This window comes from Streptomyces sp. JK94 (assembly GCF_053613315.1).
Map to the genome: position 1 here is coordinate 1 of NZ_JBSICH010000002.1, position 8,151 is coordinate 8,151.

The following is an 8,151-nucleotide window of genomic DNA, read 5'->3' on the forward strand; positions in this document are numbered from 1 at the left end:
GGCTGTCGTGGCAGGCGGGAAAAAAGGTACGGTGCCCCGCCCCCCGCTCGTCCCACCCCACTCCTCCCCATCGGTCTGGAAGGCCTTGTCCGCCCACGCCGGACGGGGCTGGATCAGGCCGACGCCGGCGGGTACAGCGACCGTGGCAGCCGCGAGGCCGCCGCCGTGTCCAGGAGCCACAACGTGCGGGCGCGGCCCTGCGCCCCGGCCGCCGGGGCCTGGATCTCGCCCGCGCCCGACAGGGCCATCGCGACCGCGTTCGCCTTGTCCTCGCCCGCCGCGAGCAGCCACACCTCACGGGCCGAGCGGATGGCCGGCAGCGTCAGGGAGACGCGGGTGGGCGGCGGCTTGGGGGAGCCGTGGACGCCGACCACCGTGCGCTCGGTCTCCCGTACGCCCGGGTGCTCCGGGAAGAGCGACGCCACGTGCGTGTCCGGGCCCACGCCCAGCAGCAGGACGTCGAAGGACGGCACCGCGGCGTGGTTCTCCGGGACGGACGCCTCGGCCAGTTCCCGCGCGTACGCGGCGGCCGCCGCCTCCACGTCCGAGCCGTGCGGGCCGTCGGACGCCGGCATCGCGTGCACCCGCTCCGGGGCCAGCGGCACCGCGTCCAGCAGGGCTTCCCGGGCCTGGGTGACGTTCCGCTCCGGGTCGCCCTCCGGCAGGAAGCGCTCGTCGCCCCACCACAGGTCCAGGCGGCCCCAGTCGACGGCGTCCCGGGCCGGGGAGGCGGCGAGCGCGGCCAGCAGGCCGTTGCCGTTGCGGCCGCCGGTGAGGACCACGGACGCGCTGCCCCGGGAGGCCTGCGCGTCCACGATCCTGGTGAGCAGCCGTGCCGCGGCGGCCTCGGCCATCAGCTCCTTGTCGCGGTGCACGACCAGCTGGGGAGTGCTCACTTCGCCGCCGCCTTCCTCACCGGAGCCTTCTTGCGCGCCGCGTCCTTCGCCGGGGCCTTCGCCGCGGTCCCGACGGGAGCGGCGACCGCGCCGGCCCCGTCCCCGTCGCCGCCGGAGCCCTCCCGGGCTGCGGCGCCCGGCGCGTTCAGCCGTTCCACCCCGTACCGCAGCGCCGAGGCGTACGTGTCGTCCGGGTCCAGCCGCCGCAGCTCCTCCGCGATCAGCTCGGCCGTGTCCCGGCGCTTGAGCGCCACGGCACGCGCGGGCTGGCCCTGGATGGAGAGGTTCGCCAGCGAGCCGTCGGCCCGGTCCAGGACGACCGGCCCGCAGTCGGTGTCCATGCGGACCGCGGTCAGCCCCGGCCCGTCGGACGCGGTGCGCTCGACCGGGACGTCCAGGCGGTCCGCCAGCCACATCGCCAGCAGTTCGCAGCTCGGGTTGTGCCCCTCGCCCTCCACCTGGACCGCCTGCACCTTGCAGTCGACCTGGTCCAGGGCCGCCGCCAGCATCGAGCGCCACGGCGTGATGCGGGTCCAGGACAGGTCGGTGTCGCCCGGCGTGTAGGCGTCGGCCCGGGCGGTCAGCTCCCGTACCGGCTCCTCGCAGGCGTAGGTGTCGGTGACCCGGCGCTGGGCCAGCGCGCCCAGCGGGTCCCCGGCCGGGTCCAGCGGCGCGTTCACCGGCCACCAGACCACGACCGGCGCGTCCGGCAGCAGCAGCGGCAGGACCACCGACTGGGCGTGGTCGACGACGTCGCCGTACAGCCGCAGCACGATCGTCTCGCCGGTGCCCGCGTCGGCGCCGAGCCGTACCTCGGCGTCCAGCCGGGACTTCGTGCGGTCCCGGGGCGAGCGCGAGACGCGCTTGATGACGACGAGGGTGCGCGAGGGGTGCTCGTGCGCGGCGTCGCTCGCGGCCTTCAGCGCGTCGTAGGCGTTCTCCTCGTCGGTGACGATGACCAGCGTGAGCACCATGCCGATGGCCGGCGTGCCGATCGCCCGGCGGCCCAGCACCAGTGCCTTGTTGATCTTGCTGGCCGTGGTGTCCGTGAGGTCTGTCTTCATGGCCGGCGCCAGCTCCGTCCGTCTCGCTCGAGCATCTCGTCCGCCTCGACGGGTCCCCAGGTGCCGGCCGGGTACTGGGCCGGCGTGCCGTGCGCGTCCCAGTACTCCTCGATCGGGTCGAGGATCTTCCAGGACAGCTCGACCTCCTCGGTGCGCGGGAAGAGGTTGGCGTCGCCGAGCAGCACGTCCAGGATCAGGCGCTCGTACGCCTCCGGGCTGGACTCCGTGAAGGACTCGCCGTAGGCGAAGTCCATGGACACGTCCCGGATCTCCATCGAGGTGCCGGGCACCTTGGAGCCGAAGCGGACGGTGACGCCCTCGTCGGGCTGGACGCGGACGACGATCGCGTTCGACCCGAGTTCCTCGGTGGCCGTCGTGTCGAAGGGGGAGTGCGGGGCCCGCTGGAAGACCACGGCGATCTCGGTGACCCGGCGGCCCAGGCGCTTGCCGGTGCGCAGGTAGAAGGGGACGCCCGCCCAGCGGCGGTTGTCGATCCCGACCTTGATCGCGGCGTAGGTGTCGGTCTTCGACTTCGCGTCGATGCCCTCCTCCTCCAGGTAGCCGACGGCCTTCGCGCCGCCCTGCCACCCGGCCGCGTACTGCCCGCGCACCGTGTCCCGGCCCAGGTCCCCCGGGAGCCGGACGGCGCCGAGCACCTTGGTCTTCTCCGCGGCCAGCGCGTCCGCGTCGAAGGAGGCGGGCTCCTCCATCGCGGTCAGCGCGAGCAGCTGGAGCAGGTGGTTCTGGATGACGTCGCGGGCGGCGCCGATGCCGTCGTAGTAGCCGGCCCGGCCGCCGATGCCGATGTCCTCGGCCATGGTGATCTGCACGTGGTCGACGTAGGACCGGTTCCAGATCGGCTCGAACATCGTGTTGGCGAAGCGGAGCGCCAGGATGTTCTGGACGGTCTCCTTGCCCAGGTAGTGGTCGATGCGGAAGACCTGGTCCGGGGCGAAGACCTCGTGGACGATCGCGTTGAGCTCCTCGGCCGACCTCAGGTCGTGGCCGAACGGCTTCTCGATGACCGCGCGGCGCCAGGTGCCGCCCGTCTGGTCGGCCAGCCGGTGCTTCTTCAGCTGCTGGATGACGACCGGGAAGGACTTCGGCGGCACCGACAGGTAGAAGGCGAAGTTGCCTCCCGTGCCCTGCGCCTTGTCCAGGTCCTCGATGGTGGCGCGCAGCCGCTCGAAGGCGTCGTCGTCGTCGAAGGTGCCCTGGACGAAGCGCATTCCCTGGATGAGCTGCTGCCAGACCTCCTCGCGGAACGGCGTGCGCGAGTGTTCCTTGACGGCGTCGTGCACGACCTGGGCGAAGTCCTCGTGCTCCCAGTCGCGGCGGGCGAACCCGACGAGCGAGAAGCCCGGCGGCAGCAGACCCCGGTTGGCGAGGTCGTACACGGCGGGCATGAGCTTCTTGCGGGACAGATCGCCGGTGACGCCGAAGATGACCAGACCCGACGGCCCCGCGATGCGCGGGAGCCGTCGGTCTGCGGGGTCACGCAGCGGGTTGCTGCTTGACAATTTCTAGCCCTCCGAGGGAGCGAGGCGCTTGAGCTCCGCCTCCGTCGACTTCAGCAGGTCGTTCCAGGAGTCCTCGAACTTGTCGACGCCCTCCTTCTCGAGGAGCCGGACCACCTCGTCGTAGCCGATCCCGAGCCTCTCGACCGCGTCGAGGTCGGCGCGGGCCTGCTCGTAGGTGCCGGCGACGGTGTTGCCGGTGATCTCGCCGTGGTCCTCGGTGGCGAACAGCGTCGCCTCCGGCATGGTGTTCACCGTGTTGGGCGCGACCAGGTCGGTGACGTACATCGTGTCGCTGTACGCCTTGTCCTTGACGCCGGTCGACGCCCACAGCGGACGCTGCTTGTTGGCGCCGGCCTTCTCCAGGGCGTTCCAGCGGTCGGAGGAGAAGATCTCCTCGTACGCCTGGTAGGCGAGACGGGCGTTGGCGACGGCGGCCTTGCCGCGCAGGGCCTTGGCCTCGTCGGTGCCGAGCGCGTCGATGCGCTGGTCGATCTCGGTGTCCACGCGGGACACGAAGAAGGACGCCACGGAGTGGATCTGCGACAGGTCCAGGCCGCGCTCCGCGGCCTTCTCCAGGCCGGTCAGGAAGGCGTCCATGACCAGGCGGTAGCGCTCCAGCGAGAAGATCAGCGTGACGTTCACGCTGATGCCCAGACCGATGACCTCGGCGATCGCCGGGATGCCGGCCTCGGTCGCCGGGATCTTGATCAGCGTGTTGGGCCGGTCCACCAGCCAGGCGAGCTGCTTGGCCTCGGCGACCGTGGCCTTGGTGTTGTGCGCGAGGCGCGGGTCGACCTCGATGGAGACCCGGCCGTCCTTGCCGCCGGTGGCGTCGAAGACGGGGCGCAGGATGTCGGCGGCGTCGCGGACGTCCGCCGTGGTGATCATGCGGACGGCCTCTTCGACCGTGACCCTGCGGAAGGCGAGGTCGGAGAGCTGCTGGTCGTAACCGTCGCCCTGCGAGATCGCCTTCTGGAAGATCGACGGGTTGGTGGTGACGCCCACGACGTGCTGCTGGTCGATCAGCTCGGCGAGGTTGCCGGACGTGATCCGCTTGCGCGACAGGTCGTCCAGCCAGATCGCCACGCCTTCATCGGAGAGGCGCTTGAGTGCGTCTGTCATGGAAAATGCATCTCCTACGTGTCGTGTGTCAGCGTCAGCGCCGGACTGCGGCGATCGATTCCCGGGCAGCGGCGGCCACGTTCTCGGCAGTGAAGCCGAACTCCTGGAAGAGCAGCTTGCCGTCCGCCGAAGCACCGAAGTGCTCCAGGGAAACGATGCGGCCGGCGTCCCCCACGTACTTGTGCCAGGTCAGACCGATGCCGGCCTCGACGGCCACACGGGCCCTGACCGACGGGGGCAGCACGCTGTCCCGGTACCCCTGGTCCTGCTGCTCGAACCACTCGACGGACGGCATCGACACCACGCGGGTCGGCACGCCGTCGGCCTGGAGCGCCTCACGGGCCTCCACGGCCACGTGCACCTCGGAACCGGTGGCGATGAGCACGACCTGGGCGTCGCCGCCCTCCGCCTCGAACAGGACGTAGCCGCCCCTGGCCGCGTCCTCGTTGGACTCGTAGGTCGGCACGCCCTGGCGGGTGAGGGCGAGGCCGTGCGGCTGGCCCTTGCCGAACTCCTTCGTCCAGCGGCGCAGGATCTCGCGCCAGGCGATGGCCGTCTCGTTGGCGTCGGCCGGGCGGACCACGTTCAGGCCCGGGATGGCGCGCAGCGAGGCGAGGTGCTCGACCGGCTGGTGGGTCGGGCCGTCCTCGCCGAGTCCGACGGAGTCGTGCGTCCACACGTAGGTCACCGGCAGGTGCATCAGGGCGGACAGGCGTACGGCGTTGCGCATGTAGTCGGAGAAGACCAGGAAGGTGCCGCCGTAGACGCGGGTGTTGCCGTGCAGCGCGATGCCGTTCATCTCCGCGGCCATCGCGTGCTCGCGGATGCCGAAGTGGATGGTGCGGCCGTACGGGTCCGCCTCGGGCAGCGGGTTGCCCGCAGGGAGGAAGGACGACGTCTTGTCGATCGTGGTGTTGTTCGAGCCGGCCAGGTCGGCCGAGCCGCCCCACAGCTCGGGGATCACCGCGCCGAGCGCCTGGAGGACCTTGCCGGACGCGGCGCGCGTGGCGACGCCCTTGCCCGCCTCGAAGACCGGGATCTTCTCCTCCCAGCCCGTGGGCAGCTCGCCCTTGGCGATCCGCTCGTACTCGGCGGCGCGCTCGGGGTTGTTGTCCCGCCACTGCTGGAAGGACTTCTCCCACACCGCGCGGGCCGCCCGGCCCTTCTCCAGGGCCTTGCGGGTGTGCTCGATGACCTCGTCCGCGACCTCGAAGGTCTTCTCCGGGTCGAAGCCCAGGACCCGCTTGGTGGCGGCGACCTCGTCGTCGCCGAGCGCCGAGCCGTGCGCGGCCTCGGTGTTCTGCGCGTTCGGGGCGGGCCAGGCGATGATCGAACGCATGGCGATGAACGACGGCCGGTCGGTGACCTGCTTCGCCGCCTCGATCGCGTCGTGGAGCGCGTTCGGGTCCAGGTCGCCGTCCGGCTTCGGGGCGACGCGCTGCACGTGCCAGCCGTACGCCTCGTAGCGCTTGCAGGTGTCCTCGGAGACGGCGGTCTCGGTGTCGCCCTCGATCGAGATGTGGTTGTCGTCCCACAGCAGGACCAGGTTGCCGAGCTTCTGGTGCCCCGCGAGGGAGGAGGCCTCGGCGGAGATGCCCTCCTGGAGGCAGCCGTCACCGGCGATGCAGTAGACGAAGTGGTCGAACGGGGAGGTGCCCTCGGCGGCCTCCGGGTCGAACAGGCCGCGCTCGTAGCGGGCGGCCATCGCCATGCCCACCGCGTTGGCGACCCCCTGGCCGAGCGGGCCGGTCGTCGTCTCGACGCCCGTGGTGTGGCCGTACTCCGGGTGGCCTGGGGTCTTGGAGCCCCACGTCCGGAAGGACTCCAGGTCCGTCAGCTCCAGGCCGAAGCCCGCCAGGTACAGCTGGGTGTAGAGGGTCAGGGACGAGTGACCGGCGGACAGCACGAAACGGTCGCGTCCGACCCAGTTCGCGTCGGCCGGGTCGTGCCGCATCACCTTCTGGAAGAGGGTGTAGGCGGCGGGCGCCAGGCTCATCGCCGTACCCGGATGGCCGTTGCCAACCTTCTGTACGGCATCGGCGGCCAGGACGCGGGCGGTGTCCACGGCCCGCTGGTCCAGTTCGGTCCACTCGAGGTCTGTGGTGGTCGGCTTGGTGCTCACCCTGAGTCAGGGCTCCTCTCCACATGTTTCGGATGCCGGTGCGCGTGGGCGCCCACCGGCTGCCGGCGCGTCCGTGCGTCGGCCGGCCGCTGTCGAGCCTACCCCCGTGAGTACGTGCGTTTTTCCGCTGCAAACCAGACTGCCGGGACTCTCGGCGAAGCGCCTGTCGACCGGGTGAAACGGCATTCGGCAAGTGAATACGGAGCCGCTCATCTGACCGCTCAATCGACTCCCCGAACGCACGTCGGAGCGCCCCCGCCAACACGACCCCACCCCCGCGGAGGCCGAGGTGCGGCCAACGTCTAAAGTGGCGTGGTACGCGCGAGCCATTACCGCCACTTCACACGGCAAGGCTTGCTGGGATGTCTCTGTCAGGGGTGTGCGTGACGGCCGTTGAATCCCGTCCTGCGGGGGTTATCGGGACGAGCCAGAGCCCGAGTCACCGGCCGTTCGGGGCCCGTGTCAAGGCGTTCGTGGCGCTGACCAAGCCGCGGATCATCGAGCTTCTGCTGATCACCACCGTTCCGGTGATGTTCCTCGCCGAGCAGGGTGTTCCCGATCTGGGGCTGGTGCTGCTGACCTGCGTCGGCGGTTACCTCTCCGCCGGCGGTGCCAACGCGCTGAACATGTACATCGACCGCGACATCGACGCGCTGATGGACCGGACGTCGCAGCGCCCGCTGGTGACCGGCATGGTCGGCCCGCGCGAATGCCTCGCCTTCGGCATCACCCTGGCCATCGTCTCGACGCTGCTGTTCGGCCTCACCGTCAACTGGCTGTCGGCCTGGCTCTCGCTCGGCGCGCTCCTCTTCTACGTCGTCGTCTACACGATGATCCTCAAGCGCCGGACCTCGCAGAACATCGTCTGGGGCGGCATCGCCGGCTGTCTGCCGGTGCTCATCGGCTGGTCGGCCGTGACCAACTCGATGTCCTGGGCGCCGGTCATCCTCTTCGGCGTGATGTTCTTCTGGACGCCCCCGCACTACTGGCCGCTGTCCATGAAGGTGAGGGAGGACTACGCGCGCGTCGGCGTGCCGATGCTCCCGGTCATCGCCTCCAACAAGGTCGTGGCCCGGCAGATCGTCATCTACAGCTGGGTGATGGTCGCCGTGTCGCTGCTGCTGACGCCGCTCGGGTACACGGGCTGGTTCTACACGGCGGTGGCCCTGCTGGCCGGCGGCATGTGGCTGTGGGAGGCCCACGGGCTGCAGAACCGCGCCAAGGCCGAGGTGACGGGCGGCAAGCTCAAGGAGATGCGGCTGTTCCACTGGTCCATCACCTACGTGTCGGTGCTGTTCCTGGCGATCGCGGTGGACCCCTTCCTGCGCTGAACACCCGTTCCCCGAGACGTCCGACGGGCGGGGGGGGGGGGGGAAGGGGGGGGGGACACAACACTACGATTTGTTGCTCCACACAGAGGAAAGGGG

At 70.7% G+C, this 8,151-nt stretch carries 6 protein-coding genes; 1 reads left to right on the forward strand and 5 read right to left on the reverse strand.

Going from position 1 to position 8,151, the window contains the following annotated elements; all coding sequences use genetic code 11:
* Positions 1-113: 113 nt before the first annotated feature.
* Genes pgl through tkt form a run of 5 tightly spaced genes read right to left on the reverse strand, consistent with a single transcriptional unit; the run spans position 114 to position 6,724 of the window.
* Complete coding sequence (pgl, locus tag ACVV2G_RS03040; protein WP_453840991.1) at positions 114-896, reverse strand: 6-phosphogluconolactonase; 783 nt, start codon at positions 894-896, stop codon at positions 114-116.
* On the reverse strand, positions 893-1,960 hold the full coding sequence (gene opcA, locus ACVV2G_RS03045) for a glucose-6-phosphate dehydrogenase assembly protein OpcA (RefSeq protein ID WP_453840992.1): 1,068 nt from the start codon (positions 1,958-1,960) through the stop codon (positions 893-895). Before opcA ends, pgl begins: the two co-directional genes overlap by 4 nt.
* Positions 1,957-3,480, reverse strand: a complete 1,524-nt coding sequence (zwf, locus tag ACVV2G_RS03050; protein ID WP_453840993.1) for a glucose-6-phosphate dehydrogenase — start codon at positions 3,478-3,480, stop codon at positions 1,957-1,959. The genes opcA and zwf overlap by 4 nt, the downstream gene beginning before the upstream one ends.
* Positions 3,481-3,483: 3 nt before the next feature.
* Positions 3,484-4,602 carry a transaldolase gene (gene tal / locus ACVV2G_RS03055; protein ID WP_453840994.1) on the reverse strand — a complete coding sequence of 373 codons (1,119 nt, stop codon included), beginning with the start codon at positions 4,600-4,602 and terminating at the stop codon, positions 3,484-3,486.
* Between the two features lie 34 nt (positions 4,603-4,636).
* On the reverse strand, positions 4,637-6,724 hold the full coding sequence (tkt, locus tag ACVV2G_RS03060) for a transketolase (RefSeq protein WP_453840995.1): 2,088 nt from the start codon (positions 6,722-6,724) through the stop codon (positions 4,637-4,639).
* Positions 6,725-7,101: 377 nt separating this feature from the next.
* Here tkt and ACVV2G_RS03065 point away from each other — a divergent pair, with 377 nt between their 5' ends.
* Entirely contained in the window at positions 7,102-8,055 is a 954-nt protein-coding gene (locus ACVV2G_RS03065; RefSeq protein ID WP_453840996.1) for a heme o synthase, read from the forward strand.
* Positions 8,056-8,151 lie beyond the last annotated feature (96 nt).

Coding starts and splice junctions, on each gene's coding strand:
- opcA (WP_453840992.1), bottom strand. CDS start 1,960: ATGAAGACAGACCTCACGGACACCACGGCCAGCAAGATCAACAAGGCA.
- tal (WP_453840994.1), bottom strand. CDS start 4,602: ATGACAGACGCACTCAAGCGCCTCTCCGATGAAGGCGTGGCGATCTGG.